Source organism: Acinetobacter legionensis (genome assembly GCF_048552295.1).
Lineage (GTDB): Bacteria > Pseudomonadota > Gammaproteobacteria > Pseudomonadales > Moraxellaceae > Acinetobacter.
This window is the reverse complement of the sequence record NZ_JBIMCW010000028.1, coordinates 31707-50276: the sequence shown is the minus strand read 5'-3', so window position 1 is coordinate 50276 and position 18570 is coordinate 31707. Positions and strand designations below refer to the sequence as shown.

Annotated in this window: 16 protein-coding genes and 1 tRNA gene; 11 read left to right on the top strand and 6 right to left on the bottom strand. The window is 37.9% G+C overall.

All coding sequences use genetic code 11. From position 1 onward, the window contains the following. Together ACG916_RS17890 and ACG916_RS17885 are read right to left on the bottom strand one after the other, a co-directional pair. Positions 1-781: contractile injection system protein, VgrG/Pvc8 family (locus ACG916_RS17890; RefSeq protein WP_419340082.1), on the bottom strand; the 781-nt coding region annotated here is incomplete at its 3' end. Positions 782-2376: 1595 nt separating this feature from the next. Beyond that, positions 2377-2463: transfer RNA gene (locus ACG916_RS17885), tRNA-Leu, on the bottom strand. Between the two features lie 184 nt (positions 2464-2647). On the opposite strand from ACG916_RS17885, the gene queA reads away from it, so the two are divergent. The 11 genes from queA (at position 2648) to secF (ending at position 14122) form a co-directional block, all read left to right on the top strand. Continuing rightward, positions 2648-3685 (top strand): tRNA preQ1(34) S-adenosylmethionine ribosyltransferase-isomerase QueA, encoded by a 1038-nt coding sequence (gene queA / locus ACG916_RS17880; protein ID WP_336953455.1) that lies wholly within the window; start codon positions 2648-2650, stop codon positions 3683-3685. Between the two features lie 147 nt (positions 3686-3832). Further along, complete coding sequence (locus ACG916_RS17875; RefSeq protein WP_419329055.1) at positions 3833-4855, top strand: hypothetical protein; 1023 nt, start codon at positions 3833-3835, stop codon at positions 4853-4855. Between the two features lie 88 nt (positions 4856-4943). Further along, positions 4944-5969 (top strand): hypothetical protein, encoded by a 1026-nt coding sequence (locus ACG916_RS17870; protein ID WP_419329056.1) that lies wholly within the window; start codon positions 4944-4946, stop codon positions 5967-5969. A gap of 19 nt (positions 5970-5988) precedes the next feature. After that, entirely contained in the window at positions 5989-6558 is a 570-nt protein-coding gene (locus tag ACG916_RS17865; RefSeq protein ID WP_419329057.1) for a LemA family protein, read from the top strand. A 363-nt stretch (positions 6559-6921) separates the two neighbouring features. Next, positions 6922-7638 carry a nicotinamide riboside transporter PnuC gene (pnuC, locus tag ACG916_RS17860; RefSeq protein ID WP_336953416.1) on the top strand — a complete coding sequence of 239 codons (717 nt, stop codon included), beginning with the start codon at positions 6922-6924 and terminating at the stop codon, positions 7636-7638. Between the two features lie 11 nt (positions 7639-7649). Next, the gene (locus tag ACG916_RS17855; protein ID WP_336953417.1) at positions 7650-8663 is read left to right on the top strand and encodes an AAA family ATPase; all 1014 of its coding nucleotides are present in this window, start codon (positions 7650-7652) and stop codon (positions 8661-8663) included. Between the two features lie 238 nt (positions 8664-8901). Next, positions 8902-9318: a hypothetical protein gene (locus ACG916_RS17850; protein ID WP_419329058.1), complete on the top strand. Its 417-nt coding sequence runs from the start codon at positions 8902-8904 to the stop codon at positions 9316-9318. 275 nt (positions 9319-9593) lie between these two features. Beyond that, positions 9594-10724, top strand: coding sequence for a tRNA guanosine(34) transglycosylase Tgt (gene tgt / locus ACG916_RS17845; protein ID WP_419329059.1), 1131 nt, complete (start codon positions 9594-9596; stop codon positions 10722-10724). A 134-nt stretch (positions 10725-10858) separates the two neighbouring features. After that, positions 10859-11188 (top strand): preprotein translocase subunit YajC, encoded by a 330-nt coding sequence (gene yajC / locus ACG916_RS17840; protein WP_336953420.1) that lies wholly within the window; start codon positions 10859-10861, stop codon positions 11186-11188. Positions 11189-11241: 53 nt separating this feature from the next. Then, positions 11242-13143, top strand: coding sequence for a protein translocase subunit SecD (gene secD / locus ACG916_RS17835; protein ID WP_336953421.1), 1902 nt, complete (start codon positions 11242-11244; stop codon positions 13141-13143). A 7-nt stretch (positions 13144-13150) separates the two neighbouring features. Then, positions 13151-14122 (top strand): protein translocase subunit SecF, encoded by a 972-nt coding sequence (gene secF / locus ACG916_RS17830; protein ID WP_419329060.1) that lies wholly within the window; start codon positions 13151-13153, stop codon positions 14120-14122. A gap of 593 nt (positions 14123-14715) precedes the next feature. Here secF and ACG916_RS17825 read toward each other — a convergent pair. From ACG916_RS17825 to ACG916_RS17810, 4 genes are all read right to left on the bottom strand, one after another. Beyond that, positions 14716-15423, bottom strand: a complete 708-nt coding sequence (locus ACG916_RS17825) for an XAC2610-related protein (protein WP_419329061.1) — start codon at positions 15421-15423, stop codon at positions 14716-14718. 126 nt (positions 15424-15549) lie between these two features. Next, positions 15550-17004 (bottom strand): NAD(P)(+) transhydrogenase (Re/Si-specific) subunit beta, encoded by a 1455-nt coding sequence (locus tag ACG916_RS17820; RefSeq protein WP_151801647.1) that lies wholly within the window; start codon positions 17002-17004, stop codon positions 15550-15552. Positions 17005-17007: 3 nt separating this feature from the next. Further along, the gene (locus tag ACG916_RS17815) at positions 17008-17328 is read right to left on the bottom strand and encodes a proton-translocating transhydrogenase family protein (RefSeq protein WP_336953423.1); all 321 of its coding nucleotides are present in this window, start codon (positions 17326-17328) and stop codon (positions 17008-17010) included. Between the two features lie 11 nt (positions 17329-17339). Further along, positions 17340-18467: a Re/Si-specific NAD(P)(+) transhydrogenase subunit alpha gene (locus tag ACG916_RS17810; protein ID WP_004723168.1), complete on the bottom strand. Its 1128-nt coding sequence runs from the start codon at positions 18465-18467 to the stop codon at positions 17340-17342. Positions 18468-18570: the final 103 nt, after the last annotated feature.

Sequence of the window (18570 nt, the reverse complement as noted above, 5' to 3'; positions counted from 1 at the left end):
GCTGGATATACACTGAAGTCGGTTGAATGGAACGCTGACCAATAAAATTGGTAATTGAATCAGTTTTTTCTACGGCGCTGCTTCTATGGAAGCGAATGTTGCGGCGTTCTAAGGCACTAAATTGCGAATTATCATCAATTAAACGAAGCTTCTGTGCTTGGATTTGTTCTGTTGAGCTCGATACTTTAAGCTGTGCTTCATCGATCAGCCAGTTAATCCCTTCACTTCTCATCAAACGGGTCAGGAAGTCAAAATCACTTTCAGATGCCTGCATAATGAATGGGCGCACATCATAGTCTTTGCTCAGTCCACTCTTATCTAATGTCAGACTTGAAGCAAACAGTGGGCTGCGTTGTACCCATTCTTGGAACACGGTCTGGATCACATCCACAACAGACTTATTCATAAATACTCTAGAGTTTCTACGGTGTTTCCAAAGTGCTGTTGGGTCTTCTACAGTCAAACGATAGATGGTAAGAGAACCATCAGATGCGCCAATATCGGCTTGGGTCACAATTCCTGAAATACGGGTTAATTCAGATTTATCTGTGACAATATCGATTGCAGCTTGCGTTCCAATAAAGCTTTTTAAAGGAATGCTTGCTGACGTTGCAAGACAGATGAGCTGAAGTCGAACACCCTCATTGATTTGATGTGTTCCATCGATACGTTGTAGGAATACTTGTTGGCTCAATGCCGAATTAGAAAATTGTACGTGGATCGCACGTTTTTGTGCTGATAAGCCAAGCTGCTCCAAAGCAGAGTAAATATTGTTAGACATAAATTTTTTAATATTTATTCAAAAAATCCAACCCAGTCTACAAAAAAAATTCTTATTTTGTCTATGCTTAATTTTATTTAAATAACAACATCTGTTTCATTTTATTTCAGCTTTTTAAAAAATTACGACGACATACAACTCCATTTTAGTAAATTAATTTAATATTTTTTTATTATTATCTACACATCAATGAATTTTAAAAAAAGCTATTCACAACTTCCTAAGACTGATTAACTGGATACAATATTAGAAACCAATTTTTAATTTTATATTTATTAAGCATATTCTTTAAGGTACTATCTAAAATCATTCCTATTAAAGATAAAAACACAACCCACCCAAATATTTTATTAACTATAAACCATCCCATATTATATTTTATCCTTGATTCAAGACAACATAAATCAACAAAAGTAGTTTCCATATTGATTTAAATAAACCACACCCAATTGAAGTATTTAATATTATTTATTACAATAAAAAGATTCTTTACATTTTGTTATTAAATTTAAACTTTTGGCTTATAACAATGAACTTTTAAACAGATACATCATGGTGGGTACAATTAGTAATACAGGCACTTGTTGGGGCTGGTCTCATATTTTTTTAAGAAAATTTACTTAATACTTTCTACTAAAGTAACCAATCCATTCAGAAAAAAAGAAAGGTTTTATAGGAAAATTAGTACGAAAATCGAATTTAAAACAACTTCTAAAAGTAAGATCCTTAATCAATAATGAAGTTAAAATTAACCGTGAAGTTATTAAATAATATACTTATTTGTGTATATTTCTACTAACCATAGTAGTTTATTTATATACATTCATTTCTCTTATAATAATCAACAACTTGCCCAGTATTAAAAAGAACATCCATTTGAATTTAATATCGTTTTTTCAATAGTAACATTACCCATCTATATTTTTGAAATTCTATATTTAGTTCAAAAATTTTTTGTAGATAAAATATTTAATTTTAGAAAAAATTAATTATTATGCTAAGCCCAATCACTGGTAAGGCTTTATCTTTATTATTTAAATAAGCGCACTGAAAGTGTATAAGATTAATCATCAACAATTATTAGAATTTATAATTAATTTTCAACAATTTAAAGACATAGTATAGCTTATTTAAAACAAAATCATTAGAATAATTACAAATACAAAATAATATAAATAAAAAATTTAAATAGGCGATAAAAAACAGAGCGCAAACAGATTTTTTTAATTCTCTCTTAAAAAAATTATAAAAACAAACTGATCATTGTTAGTAATCATAGTATTCTTATCAATTACTTATAGTCAATAATATGTAAGTCAAGCTGGGTATATTCATCAGTAATTATAATTTTTTAATTTATGACCTCTTTGCTGCATCACCTGAAAACTGGTCTTGTTTTTCCACCCATCTTCAGCACACCACTTTTTACAAACATATGCAGATCAACTGTGCATTTTTAAATCTTGGTGGAAAGATGTGAGACAGCATGCCCTGACACACCAAATCAGATATTCAAACCATATCTCTCTGAAACAACAAAACCCCAAACTCTATATAAAGCTTGAGGTTTTGGAGAATATTACTATTCTATATTCTGGTCCCGAGGGTCGGACTCGAACCGACACGTCATCGCTGACAGTGGATTTTGAGTCCACCGCGTCTACCAATTTCACCACCTCGGGAGAAGTTGTGTGCGTATAATAGCGCGTTTCATTTTCTTGTCAACGACAAGTTTTCACATTTGTTTAATTTTAAGGCAGATCTGGTTTTTTTGGATTATAAAACATCAATTTCAGCCATTAATTTGAAAAACGACTATACTAGCGGCAGTTTTTAAATCCCAAATGTCAGTTTTTCTTCCTCATGATGCAACTCTCCGATTTTAATTTCGAACTTCCCGACGAACTCATTGCGCGCTACCCACTTGAAACACGTAGCGCTTCTCGCCTTTTACATCTCAATGCAGAGGGTTCATACCAAGATCTTCACTTCACCGATGTTTTTGATTTATTCAATGAAGGTGATTTATTGGTACTTAATGATACCAAAGTGATGAAAGCACGTTTAAAAGGTAAACGCGCCTCTGGTGGTGCTATTGAAGTTTTGGTTGAACGTATTTTTGATCAGACCATTGCACATTGTCATATCAAAGCCAGTAATTCGCCTAAAGCAGGTGCTGAGTTATTTATTGGCAAAGATGAAGTTAAAGTGACGGTAACAGGGCGTCATGAAAACTTATTTGTGGTGGAGTTTTCACAGCCTATTTTGCAAGTTTTAGATTTATATGGACAATTACCTATTCCGCCTTACTTTAACCGTGAAGCAGAAGCCATTGACACAGAACGCTATCAAACCGTGTTTAACGATCCAACCAAATTGGCAAGCGTAGCAGCACCGACAGCAAGTTTGCATTTCGACCAAGCCCTATTAGAAAAATTAGAGCAAAAAGGCGTAAATAAAGCTTTTGTAACCTTGCATGTAGGTGCTGGAACATTCTTACCAGTACGCACAGATCAGATCGAAAATCACATCATGCACAGTGAATGGTGTGATGTGCCTGAAGCAACTGCAAAATTGATTCAAGAAACCAAAGCACGTGGCAACAAAGTAATTGCCGTCGGAACGACAGCAACACGTGCCTTAGAAAGTGCAGCGCAAGCGTCTGGGGGAAAAATTGCCGCATGGACAGGCGATACACAAATCTTTATCTATCCAGGGTATCAGTTCTGTGTGGTTGATCGCTTGATCACCAACTTTCATTTACCAGAATCTACCTTGTTAATGTTAGTATCTGCATTATCCAACCGTGACAATATTATGAACGCATATCAACATGCTGTTGCAAGCAAATATCGTTTCTTTAGTTATGGCGATGCAATGTTGATTGAAAACGCAAATGGCTAAGGTCTAACGAAGCGCAACCTATTTAAAAGTTATTGCTTAGTCAGACTACCAATATGCAAAGTGTGGTTTAAACACGACACTTTGCATTCAAAATCATTTTTTCGTTACAATCAGGCATCTAAGCACTTGCCACAATAATGAATAAAGATGAATGATTTACTCACAAAAATTCAAAATGCTTTTAGCCAACAACACGCCAACAATGGCAAGACTCAGCACAATATACATGCGATCAATCAGTTACTCTCATCAAATCAAGATTTTGAACAGATCATTACAAGCTTAAAGAATTGGCAAGATGATCCGAGTCTGTCTATTCAAAATTATACTTTTTGGCTTTTTATCGCGATTGCGATTGGCTTATTTGTACTGGCTATTTTTACCCACCCGATACTCTTACTAGCAACAGTCGCTAGTGTGGCTTTTGCTTTCTATAAGCGCACTTCGACAAAAGCCCTCAATCAATTGATTGAGGATACTCATCAAAAGAACCTAGAAGTGAAATATCAAATTCGCTTCTATCCCAATGCCTTTGATGAAAATATTGAGTCTCCCTATAATTTCCCGTTATTTGGTTTAGGGGATCATGAAAATACCATTGGTCATTGCATTTATGGCGCTTGGCAGATCAACAGTATCAACTATCCATATATGCTGTTTAATTATCATTATGTGGATGAAGTCGAAACTCGTGATTCAGACGGTAAGAAAAAGATTGAATATCGTCATTATGATTTATGGGGGATCATCCTAGAGAACTTCCCTGCTCAAGGTATCAGCATTTCATCTAAACAAAATCGAGCCTGCCGTCTTGGCGTAAAATGGTCGAGTGGGGATATTCGTTTCGACAATCAGTACCAATTAAGTGGTACAAATGAAATGCAACTTGCCAGATTTTTCACACCAAATCATGTATTAATGCTTGAACAAGCCATGGCTTATTTTAAAGGTGATTTTTATGTTCAAGTCCAGCGCCCTACTTTGTGCTGGCTGTTTAAAACGGATATTACCAAACCGCAGATGCAAGTCGATAAAGTTCAAACTGTACATGATTTAGCTGCACAACTTGAAAGTATGAACATGCCTAATTATGAACAGCTAAAAGATTCAATGATCACAATTCTACAAGAAATCCAACCCCATTATGAGACAAATAAAGTTGAACAATAAACAATTTACTTTGTCGATACAATAATTTATCGCATACTTATCAATCTGGAATTTGAACTTTAATATCCTTTAATCATGATGATTTGCCATGCCTATAGAAACCGTTGAGCGATTACTTCACCTACGCACAAGAAAAAATAAACATGTGATGCGCAATATCGCTCGGCTTTGGGAAATTGGACAACAGGCTCAATCTGCACAAGATATTTTAGATGGGTTACATCCGTGGGGAGAATGTAGAGAATTATTTTTTCATAACCTCATCCCCAGACTGCTATTTATGATTGGGGTAATGACTGCACTTTTTGGTTGGCTGATTCATCACTATATTCCCTATCCACTGAGCCTATTAGCAGCCTTGTTATGCTGTTTTGGTGCTTATTTAATTTATGAGCAAAGCGATCCAATTGATGAAGTCATAAATTTTTTAGAACAGCGCATGATGTTTCTCCGCTACGAATTAGATTTCAATAAAACTCCAAGTCATATCTCCACAACAAGCAATACCTTTTTGGTCATGAGCAAGTTAAAACAAAGTTTTCCATTGTTTTCGCAAGGCAATGTGTTGAACGAGATTGAACAATTTGCATCCACCAAATGGTTTGATGGTGAACAAGAACATCATGTGATGTTGTTTCAGTATCATTATGTCGATGAGTTTTCACTGCCCAATACTCAGGGTGAAAAACAGAAAATTAAGGAAACCCATAAAAACCACTGGGGCGCTTTTATTTTTCAATTACCCGCCCTCGGCTTTGCTGCCAGTAATAAACACCATGAATTTATTCCGCCCTATACCCAAATATGGAAAACTGCGGATATTCTGGTCAATCAAAATTTATATATTTTTGGCTATAATCAACATCAACTTGCCCGTACCATTAGTCCAAGTATCACCTTAAAATTAAGTGATTTTTTTCAACACTATTCAGGTGATATTGTTTATCATTTTGAAGAAAATATGCTGTGCTATATGGGAGATCAAGATCTCTTTCGCATTCGTCGTAAAAAACAAAAGCTTCAGGATATTTCAGCACTTCGTGGACATTTAAGAACATTAACCATGCCTGAATATGAAAAATTTAAACAGTGCATGCTAAACTTGATTTCATAAATTAAAAGGAATAATCAAAATGGGTTTAATCATATTTATTGGGATTTTTATTGTTCTGATCGCTTGGGGTATTCTGGTTAGAAATAACATTGTGCGTTATTTCAATGCGACACAACGTGCATGGGCTGAGGTTGCCAATTTTGAACGCCAGAAAGTAAAAACACTGGAAACTTTAGAGCAAACTTTGGTGCAATATACACAGTTTGAAAAATCAACTTTAGAAAAAGTGACCGAGTTACGTCAGCAAATTTTGAATCTAAATCTAAACAATACCGATGTTTCTCAACTGCAACATGTTGAAAAACTCAATCAAGATTTAATGAAAAGTTTAAATGTGGTGGTTGAAAATTATCCTGAACTCAAAGCGGATACTTTGTATGCAAAAATGATGGATGATATTCAAGAACAAAATGAAAATGTCGGTGCAGCAATCACCATCTTTAACCGTAATGTTGAAGAATTTAATAACACCATCGAAATTTTTCCAAACAATATGATCAATACCATTACTTTGGCAAAGAAAACAATTCGTCCATTTTCAGACAATGTGGTCACTCAGAATTTTGATTACAAACCTAATTTTAACTAAGGTCTGTAGACAATTCGTCGAAGTTTGCGACTACGTGTGTTTTTTAAGCGATACTAGCTACGAAATACGAAATTTAGTTATTCTAAATGATGAAAAATATCGTTTCGCAAGGTAATACGTAGCGGTAAAAACATGCTAGTCTCAAAGAAATGTTGGGAAGATTCTTTGATCAAACATCCCTTGATTAACTACATAAAAATGAATCATGATAATGCATATATAAAAGGCTTGGTAAAAAACAATAGGCAACAATCCAGTCCTTGCATACGATTAAACTGAAATTTCAAATCGTCTGTAAGATTTAAATCCGGTATAAATTACCAGCAAATAACACCAGCAGCATTCGTTAGAATTACAAACCCTATGTTGAAACTCTTTTTTCCCTCACCCTTTCGGCTTCTTTTCAAAAATTGGAATGTATTTGAAATTGTTTGGCTTTTTAGTTTTATTTTCATCGGCTGTATCATTACCTTAGTTCAACAGGATACATGGTTTAATTTCGTGGTATTACTCAGCGGAATTCTCTGTGTGGTATTGGCAGCAAAAGGCAATATTCTCAATTATAGTTTTGGTTTATTCAATAGCTGTGCTTATGCATGGATTTGCTATAACAACGGGCTTTATGGCGAAATGGGACTGAATCTCTTGTTCTTTGTCCCAACTGCTTTGATCGGCATGCTACTTTGGCAGAAACACACCAAAGAAAAACAATTACAGCAGGCGTATGTCCTTCGGCATGCTTATTTGATTTTGATCATCCTGAGCAATATAGGTTGTATTGCTATACTCGGTTACCTACTTGCCCAAATTTCCACTCAAAATACGCCTTATATAGATGCAACCACCAATATTCTTGCAATCTCGGCAACGATTTTGATGCTGCTGCGTTTTAAAGAGCAATGGTGGTTCTATATTGCATTAAATATATTCAGTATTTTAATGTGGGCGATCCGAACCCTTGATGGGAGTGGTGATGGTGCAATGATGTTATTGATGTGGTCGGCCTTTCTGATCAATGCCATCTACGGTTACTATAATTGGAATAAACTTGCACAAAACCATTCAAACTCATTCTATTGAATTTAACAACTATGAAAAAAATCGGACTGACACTTGGTAAATATGCCCCCTTACATGCAGGGCATGTACATGTATTTGAAACAGCATTACAGGAAGTGGATGAGCTATATGTATTGATCTATCAAAGTTCAATTACAACCATTCCCTTGAACATTCGCGCCCAATGGATCAGAGATTTATTTCCTCAAATTTATGTGATTGAGGCATGGGATGGGCCTGAGGGTTATTCCAATGATCGGGCTTTTGAAATAGAACAAGAAAATTACATCATTCAAAAGCTCAATGGTGTGAAAATTTCGCATTTTTATAGTAGTGAATTTTATGGTACGCATGTCAGCAGGGCACTCAATGCAATTGATCGTAGAGTGGATGAGCCACGTCTACAGGTGCCGATCTCCGCTACAATGATTCGAGCAAATGCCTTCCAAAATCGGAAGTTTATTCCCAACTGTGTCTATGCAGATTTGATTAGCAAAGTCGTCTTTGTTGGTGCCATGTCTACAGGCAAGTCTACCTTAGTTGAAGCACTTGCGAAAAAGTATGCAACAACTTTTGCCCCAGAATATGGGCGTGAATATTGGGAAACTTACCAAGTTGATCGTCGTATCGGTTTTGAGGATTTCAACATTATTGCAGATCGTCATATCGCCTACGAAGATCAGGCCACTTTAGATGCAAACTGTTATTTATTTGTAGACACCAACGCGATAACCACAGCGATGTTTTGTATGGATTATCATGGCCGACTACCGGAGCACCTCAAACAACTTGCACTCGAAAATGCACAGCGCTATGACTTATTTTTCTTATGTGAAGATGATATTGCTTATGACGACACCTGGGATCGTAGTGGCCCACAAAAAAGAGCTATTTTTCATCAACAAATTATTGCAGATCTCAAACAACGTCGGATTCCATACATCGCTTTAACAGGAAGTTTAGAACAAAGGATTGCCAAGGTTGAACAAGTGTTAAATCAGTTTGATAAATTCAATAATTTTTTTGGGTCAGCTTTAAAGCCATGATCAGGAATAGATTATGGCGATTGAGCATAGTTGACTCGAAACATATTACCTAAATCACTACAGGGAAATTTGAATAAAAATTTAGCCATAATTGTGTTTATTTTCAACATAAAAAATGACATTTCGATCATTTTCTGATATTTTCAAACCGCTAAAAAATGACTATTTTTAGAACAAAACGATCAACTAAAAATGATCAACTTAATAAAAAGACAATCTAAAGATTGGAGTAAATCAAATGTTAAAAAAATTATTCATGATGTTATGTCTGTGTTTTCTCTGGCAGGCGCCTGCTCAAGCGAAAGGCCTGTTAGTTTTCAATACAGGCGATGAAATGTTTAAGGTTGGACCATTTCCACAAGAAATATTAAGTCAATATGAAGATCTTAAAAGTTTAAATGCAGGATATAAATGTAGTCACTTTGGAGTCTTATGGGCAGATGTCAAAACTTGGGACTGCACCTTGGTCGGCATGACTGATGCAGAGCCAGATACTTTTTATGAATTGCCTGATGATGTCATTGCAACATTAGGTAAAAATCCTGAATACCAAGAAAATAAAATGCAACGTAATTTTTGGAATCATTATGGGATATTTATCATGATTCTGGGAATTATCGCCTTGATTATTATCGGTCGTAAGGCAAAAGACTAATTTTCTATCTTGTCCAAATCTAAGTTAAAAAAGCGAACCACTCTTCGCTTTTTAACTGCATAAAAATAATACCTTGATATTCAAACAATAATTATTCAACTATAAAAAATGATTCTTGCATTAATCTATTGATGTTCACAGCGCTAAATCAATAATTTTAAATTTAACATTATGAAAAACAACATGACTGGTATTCGACCATAAAATCAGGGAAAATAGCCCCCTTTTGCAATTATCAATCAGCGAACTGTTTTTTCGCCAGATTTAGGTTATTTATGAAGTTTGAAAAATTAGGTCAGTCGGGGCGTGCTCGTCGTGGTCGTTTAACTTTAGAACATGGTGTAATTGAAACACCTGTGTTCATGCCTGTGGGAACTTATGGCACAGTTAAAGGCATGTTGCCACGCGATATCGAAGATATCAAAGCACAAATTATTTTAGGCAATACCTTCCACCTTTACTTACGTCCTGGACTAGATGTTATCCGTGAACACGGCGGTTTGCATGAGTTTATGAAATGGGGCAAACCGATTCTTACTGATTCAGGCGGCTTCCAAGTATTCAGTCTGGGTGCTATGCGTAAAATCAAAGAAGAAGGGGTTACTTTCCGCTCACCTATCGATGGTTCAAAAGTCTTTTTATCTCCTGAAATTTCAATGGACATTCAACATACATTGAAATCAGATATTGTGATGATTTTTGATGAATGTACGCCATACCCAGCAACCCATGAAGAAGCACAGAAATCGCTTCAACTGTCATTACGTTGGGCGAAGCGTTGTAAAACACAGCATCACGATGTTTTAAAAAATAGAAACGCATTGTTTGGAATCATTCAAGGCGGAATGTATGAAGACCTTCGTGAAGAGTCTTTAAACGGTCTTAAAGAAATTGATTTTGATGGCTTTGCGATTGGTGGTTTATCTGTAGGTGAACCCAAAGAAGAAATGATCAAAGTTTTGGATTACCTGCCTGCAAAAATGCCAGAAGATAAACCACGTTATTTGATGGGTGTGGGTAAACCAGAAGATATCGTTGAAGCAATTCGTCGCGGTGTCGATATGTTCGACTGTGTGATGCCAACTCGAAATGCACGTAATGGTCATTATTTTGTTACTGATGGTCTGGTCCGAATTCGTAACAGCCAATATCGTCATGATCAAAGTCCACTGGATCCACATTGTGACTGTTATACCTGTAGCAACTTCACCCGTGCTTATTTATTCCATTTAGAAAAATGCGGTGAAATGCTTGGTTCTATGTTGGGCACGATCCACAATTTACGTTATTACCAACGTTTTACCCAAGATATTCGTGATGCTTTAGATCAGGGAACTTTTGATGAATACGTGACTGATTTCTATCAACGTCGCGGTTTAGAAGTTCCAGCTTGTCCTGCTGATTAGTGCCCCAATGTAAAGTTGAATTGAAGATTAATTCAACAGTATTTGCGCTGAAACCCAAGACAAGGTAAATTGCTGAACAAGTCAATTTAAAAGCCATGAAAATGGCAGATAATTTTTAACATTAGGAAATTAGAATGAGCTTATTTATTTCTTCTGCTCACGCTGCAGCAGCGCCTGCACAAGGCCCAGGCATGATGGCAAACATATTAATGATTGTGGTATTTGTTGCCATCTTTTATTTTCTGATCTGGCGTCCTCAAGCTAAGCGTGCAAAAGAACACCGTACGTTAATCGAGAGCTTAGGTGTTGGCAGTGAAGTTGTATTTGCAGGTGGATTAATGGGTCGTATCCTAAAAATTGATGGCGACTTTGCAGTGGTTGAATTAAGTAAAGGCAATGAAGTCAAAGTTCAACGTGCAAGTGTTATTTCAGTACTCCCTGAAGGCACATTAAATAACCTTTAATCATAAAACGGTCGTGCACTTAGCACGACTTTTTCATTTTAAGAAGAAAGCGAATGCGTTACCCTGCATGGAAATATATATTGATTCTAGTGGTCCTAGTAATCAGTACATTATATGCGCTGCCGAGTTTGTATCCTGACGAACCTGCTGTTCAAATTTCTGGTGCCAAGGCTGGTACCACAATTGATCAGTCTGTCATACAAAAAGCAGAGCAAATTTTAAAAAGTGAAAATATTAGCAGTCATGATAATACCTTCACTAACAATGCTGCCCTTCTGCGTTTAAATACGTCTGAAGCACAGTTAAAAGCAAAAGATGTCCTCAGCAAAGGTTTGGGTGATAACTATACCGTTGCATTAAACCTTGCACCAACCACACCTGAGTGGTTGCAAAAAATTGGCGCTAAGCCAATGAAGCTTGGTTTGGACTTACGTGGTGGTGTTCATTTCTTACTTGAAGTAGATATGGACAAAGCTATTGCACAACGTATGGAAACCTCAGCAACAGACTTACGTCGTGAGTTCCGTGACAATAAGATTAAATTTAATAGTCTTTCATTGAACAACAATACCATTACGATTCAGTTTGCAAATAATGATGACCGTGCAGCGGTAATGGACTTTTTACGTCGTGATGGGAATAAGTTCAATCAACAAGCTCTAGCAACAGATACAGGTTCTACGCTTAAGTTGACCTATAATGATGCGACCAAGCAAGACATTCAATCTTATGCACTCAATCAAAACTTAACCACCTTACGTAACCGTATTAATGAGTTAGGTGTGGCTGAAGCTTTGGTACAAAGTCAAGGTAGCAATCGTATTGTGGTTGAACTGCCTGGTGTACAAGATACTGCTGAAGCTAAACGTGTCTTAGGGCGTACTGCAAACCTAGAATTCCGTTTAGTGTCCGATTTAAATGATCAATATATTGACCGTTTCTCAGGTAAATATAATGGTCAACCGTTACCGCCTGGTACTGAAGTTTTTGCTTACGAATCTTTGGACAGTGGTCGTGAACTATTATTAAATCGCAGTCGCATCCTTACCGGTGAACGTGTACAAAATGCATCAAGTGGTTTTAGCCAAGATAGTGGTGGTGCTGAAGTAAATATTACTTTAGATACTGCTGGTGGTAAGTTGATGTCAGATGCAACCCGTACTGCTGTTGGCAAACGTATGGCGGTTTTGTTTATTGAAAATAAACAAAAAATCACCTCTGTTGCTGATCCAGTTACAGGTGCTATGACAGAAGTTCGTACACCATATACTGAATCTGTGGTAATCAATGCTGCAAATATTCAAGCGGTTTTAGGTTCATCTTTCCGTATTACTGGTTTAGATTCTCCTCAAGAAGCGGCTGAACTTGCATTGATGCTACGTGCTGGTGCTTTAGCTGCCCCAATGTACTTTGTAGAAGAACGTGTTGTTGGTCCAAGTTTGGGACAAGAGAACATCGACAAAGGCGTATTATCAACTCAAGTTGGTTTCCTGCTTGTTGCAATCTGGATGATCGTGTTCTTCCGTCTATTTGGTTTAATTGCTGATGTAGCATTAGTGATTAACTTGGCAATGCTTCTCACCATCATGTCTTGGATCGGGGCTTCACTTACCCTACCAGGTATTGCGGGTATCGTCATCACCATTGGTATGGCGGTCGATGCCAACGTACTGATCTGTGAGCGAATACGAGAAGAAATGCGCTGGGGGGCCTCGCCCAAACAGGCCATTATTGCCGGTTATGATCGAGCCTATAACACCATTCTCGACTCAAACTTAACCACATTCTTGGTTGCATTTATTCTGTTTGCAATTGGTACAGGTCCGATCAAAGGCTTCGCTGTAACGCTGATGATTGGTATTATTTGCTCAATGTTTACTGCAATTACAGTAACACGTGCAATTGTCCAATTGGTATATGGCAGAAAACGTAACTTGAATAAGTTGAGCATATAGGAGATCGATGATGACTGATGTGACTCAACCGAAAAAGAAATATGGTCGCCCTGATGATGAGCATGTAATTAATTTCATGAAGATTGCCAAACCAGCGGCAATCATCTCAATCCTTTTGACCATTGCAAGTATCTTCTTTATTGCAACCAAAGGCTTAAATCTTGGTTTAGATTTCACTGGTGGTGTTTCTGCAGAGTTGAACTATCAATACGCAGCAAAACCAGCAGACGTTATTTCGAATTTGGATAAAGCAGGCTTTAAAGATGCAGTTGTACAAACCTTAGGTTCAAACAAAGACTTAATTGTACGTATGCCTGCGCAAGACCTCAAAGTTGAAGACTTAAGCAATACCATCACTAAAGCGGTTCAACTGCCGAATAACGCTGCTGTTGTTCATAAGGTTGACTCTGTCGGTGGTCAAGTCGGTAATGAGCTATATTTACGCTCTGCAGGTGCTGTAGCGCTTGCAATGCTACTTATGCTGATCTACGTGACCATTCGCTTCGAGTTTAAACTTGCAGTGGGTGCAGTGCTTTCATTATTGCACGATGTGATCGTAACGATTGGTATTTTTGCAATGATGCAATGGCCATTTGATCTTACTGTTTTAGCGGCTATTCTTGCCTTAATCGGCTTCTCGTTAAACGATAACATTGTTGTATCGGATCGTATCCGTGAAAACTTCCGTAAGATTCGTGGCGCGACACCGTTAGAAATTGTGAATATTGCGTTAACTGAAACCTTAAAACGTACCATTCATACCTCGATGACATTATTGCTGGTTGTACTTGCAATGATGTTCTTGGGTGGTGATGGTCTACACTGGTTCTCAGTTGCTATGTTTATTGGTGTATTTGTAGGTACGTATTCTTCAATCTATATCGGTACTGCATTTGCATTGTGGCGTGGTCTTAACCGTCAAGACTTTATCGTACAAGTTAAACCTGAATTTGAAGATGAAGAGCATATTCCTCATTAAGTTTCAGTTTTAATTGAAAAAGCTCATCTTTGGATGGGCTTTTTTATGCTTAAAATTTAACATCACACCGAAAAGAAGTCATTCTATTCATAAAACCTTACTCTGCCCCACAATTTAGCATCACGCTATAGTCAACCTAGCAAAAAACTCATACATAAGAATATAATCTCTCTTAGTTAATATTTTTTAATTAAATCAATTATATGGAAGAATAATTTTTTTGATTATAAAAAAGCTTGCAATGCCACACCTTACACTCAAAGTTTAAATACCTTTGCGCAGGCGATGCCTCACTTTTCAAAGATGACAAAAATCTTTCGTTTAACAGGGCTCTTGCGCTGCAAACAAAGCAGTGCTTTATTTTTGCTCATATACCCTCACCCAACGACGACATCCATGTCGCCCCACGGTAGGATAACCATCTAGGATCCAAAAGCACAAAAAACCAATTGATAACCAATAGTTTCTAAAAGTTCATACAAAAATATAAGCTTCATTTCTGATCAATGACTCGATGCAAGTCACGTGTATGAACAATTAGGTAGAGTTTGGCTATAGGTCAATACAAAATAGCGATACGAGGTAAATTGTGACTACTGAGCATAATATTTTGCAGTTGGATAATACTTGGTCTTTTCCTTCCATTTTCCATTGACCAGATTGCGATCTGTGACTTCAACTTGATCACCTCTTGGTGAAGTAGCATCCTCAATAAACTCTCGAACCAGCAATAAACCTTTTCTAGGTACAACTTTATACTCAGAACGAATATGGTAGCAACAGCCACTTTTATTAAAGGCGATGATGCGTTTGCGCTTTTTGTCTAGCTCGAACATGCCTAAATTTTCTTGAGTGAGTGCAGACAGTTCCTGACTCAAAACAAATTTATTCTTGCTTTGATTAAATACATAAATGTCATACACAGGACCGCCATAAGAACCATAATTACCGTTTCTAATCGCGAGGTCTTCTGTTCCATCGAAGTTAAAATCATCAAAAATCAAAGGACTTTGTTCACCATAAAGCTGTATAACATTGACACTCGGTTTAAACTTTTCGTCTAAATACATAGTCAACTCATCAGAGTGAAATGTTTGAAATACCGCTTTACTGCCCTTTTTTAATAGCTTTACTTCGGCCTTAGCCCCACATTCATCTTTTTCACATGCAATATCAATTACGGCATCATAGTGTTTCGAACCATCTTGAATTTCAAAAACTTGTGCATTCGTTATAGACAAGGAAAATGCCAAATAGATGCCTAAGCTGTTACAGATTATTTTAAATGGTTGATTCATCATTTTTTATTCAGTCGATTTTTATCAAAATCATAACATCAAACTGTGAATAATAAAAAACCGCCCGAAGGCGGTTAGGCTCCCTCCTTTCTCAAAGGAGGGTTGGGGTGGATTTAATCCAAGAGCAGCTTAGTGCCCACCACCATTGATTGCTTTCGTCATCTCTTCAACAACTTTCTTGGCATCACCAAAGATCATCATGGTTTTATCATTGTAGAATAAGTCATTGTCTAGACCCGCATAACCTGTTGCCATAGAGCGCTTGATCACCATAATGGTACGTGCTTTATGTGCTTCAAGAATCGGCATACCATAAATTGGTGAGCTTGGATCATCTTTAGCTGCAGGGTTAACAACGTCATTTGCACCAATTACCAGTACAACATCAGTCGCTGGGAAATCAGAGTTGATCTCGTCCATTTCCAAGATGTCTTCATAAGCAACATCAGCTTCCGCCAACAATACGTTCATATGACCAGGCATACGACCCGCAACTGGATGGATTGCAAAACGAACTGTTACACCTTGCTCTTTCAAGATTTCACACAATTCTTTCACTGCGTTTTGTGCACGACCTTGCGCCATACCATAACCCGGTACAATCACAACGCTGTCAGCATTTGACATCAAGAAACCCGCATCATCCGCAGAACCAGAACGGTAATTACGTTGAACTTGCTCACCTTTATCAACCGATGCTACAGCCGTACCACCCATCGCACCACCAAACAATACATTGATGATTGAACGGTTCATTGCTTTACACATGATGTAAGACAGAATCGCACCTGATGAACCCACCAATGAACCAGCAACAATCAACATGTTGTTTTCAAGTGTGAAACCAATACCTGCCGCAGCCCAACCAGAGAATGAGTTCAGTAGTGAAACCACAACTGGCATATCACCGCCACCGACTGGTGCAATCCAAACCCAACCAAATGCCAGCGCCAGTGCAGTCATCGCCCAGAATGCTTGCATGTTACCTGTGGTAAAGAAGTACACACCACACGCCAGCATAGCGAGGAAAATAATCGCTTGAACGGGTTTAACCCAAGCACCTGAAATGGTTTTTGCCCATTTCTTTGCAGCTAACTTACCATAAGCAAATACAGATGCAGTAAAGGTAATCGCACCTACGAAACAACCGACGAATAATTCAAATAAATGAACTTTACTCATATGTGCATGCTGTACACCAGCAGCCGTTAAAGCAGATTCATTTTGAGCAAACAAAGCAGTCAGTTGGTTATTATGTAAAATTGCAGCAATTGCAATCAGTACCGCAGCCAAACCGACAAGTGAGTGCATCAATGCCACTGTTTCTGGCATTTGTGTCATTGGAACTGTACGTGCACGAGCAATACCCACAATTGCACCCAACACCATGGCACCACCTATCATCCATACAACAGGATGATCTGCGACAAAGAATGTGGTGATTACTGCAATCGCCATGGCAATCATACCGTAACGGTTACCAGCAATCGCAGTTTTAGGACCTGAAAGACCACGTAAAGTTAAGATGAAAAGGACAGCACCTACAAGGTAGAACCAATCCGCATATTCTCGAATAAATTCCATAGATTAGCCCTCTTTTTTCTTTTGTTTTGGCTTAAACATTTCAAGCATACGTGCAGTCACTGCAAAGCCACCAAAAATGTTAATACTTGCCAAGAACACTGCAATTGCACCAAGTACACTAACAACATTCACGGACTGGAATTGTACACTTGCCTCTACAACACCAGGAATTCCAACAGTTTGTATCATCGCACCCACAACGATAATTGAGGACAATGCATTGGTTACTGCCATTAACGGCGTATGCAATGCAGGTGTTACACCCCAAACCACGTAGTAACCAACAAAGATGGCTAAGACGAAAATAGTAATAGTTTCAACCATGATGACTCTCCTTAACCACGCTTCAGCAGTACTTGACCGCCATGAGTTACTAGAAGTGCTTTTTGAATTTCGTCTTGTTGATTGATCGCAAAGTTTTTCTCTTGATCAAACAAAGTTTCTACGAAATTGAAAACATTACGTGCATACAGTGCCGAAGCTTCTGTCGATACTGTAGAAGGAATATTTGGAATACCTAAAATCGTCACGCCATTGTCAGTGACAACATTTTCACCATTCTTAGAGCCTTCAACGTTCCCGCCTGATTCAACCGCCATATCTAGGATGATTGAACCCGGTTTCATTTTGGCAACAGTTTCAGCTTTGATTAAGCGAGGTGCATCACGACCTGGCAACAACGCAGTGGTAATCACGATGTCTGCATTTGACACGGCTTTATCTACGATGATGGCTTGGTCTTGAATATATTGCTCACCTGGCATCCAGCCATAACCATTTTTAGCGGCATCAGCAGCTTTTTGTTTTTCTTCATCAGACATCGGTACATCTAACCACTTACCACCAAGCGATTCGACTTGGTCACGTGCAGTTGGGCGTAAATCTGTTGCTTCAACAACTGCGCCTAAGCGTTTTGCAGTTGCAATGGCTTGAAGACCTGCGACACCCACGCCCATAATCACGATACGAGCGGGTTTTACAGTACCTGCAGCGGTCATCAGCATTGGGAACATACGTTGATATTCCGCAGCGGCCAGTAACACCGACTTATAACCTGCAAGGTTGGCTTGAGAAGACAATACATCCATATTTTGCGCACGAGACAGTGTTCGTGGCAAAAGCTCTAACGCAAATGCAGACACTTGTTGTGACGCAAATTGGTCAAGTTCAGTATTACGGTATGGGTCAAACATTGCTACCACAGCTGTTCCTGCGGCAAGCTTTTGAATTTCCTCACCTTGTGGTGCACGAACTTTCAAAATAATTTGACTACCTGTATAGGCATCATCTGTAATTTTAGCGCCGACTTGTTCATAAGCACTGTCAATATAAGCCGCTTTTTTACCAGCGCCTCGTTCAATGACAATACTATGACCAGCACTAATCAACTTTTTTACTGTCTCTGGCGTAGCGGCTACGCGGTTTTCACCGACGACAGATTCTTTTGGGATTCCAATCTGCATGAGCGTTCCTCAAGCTAATTTTTCTTCAAGTAAACATCGTAAATAACCCGATGTTTCCCCCAGATGCGTTGTTATGAATTTTTGGATTCTAATTGAACTTTTT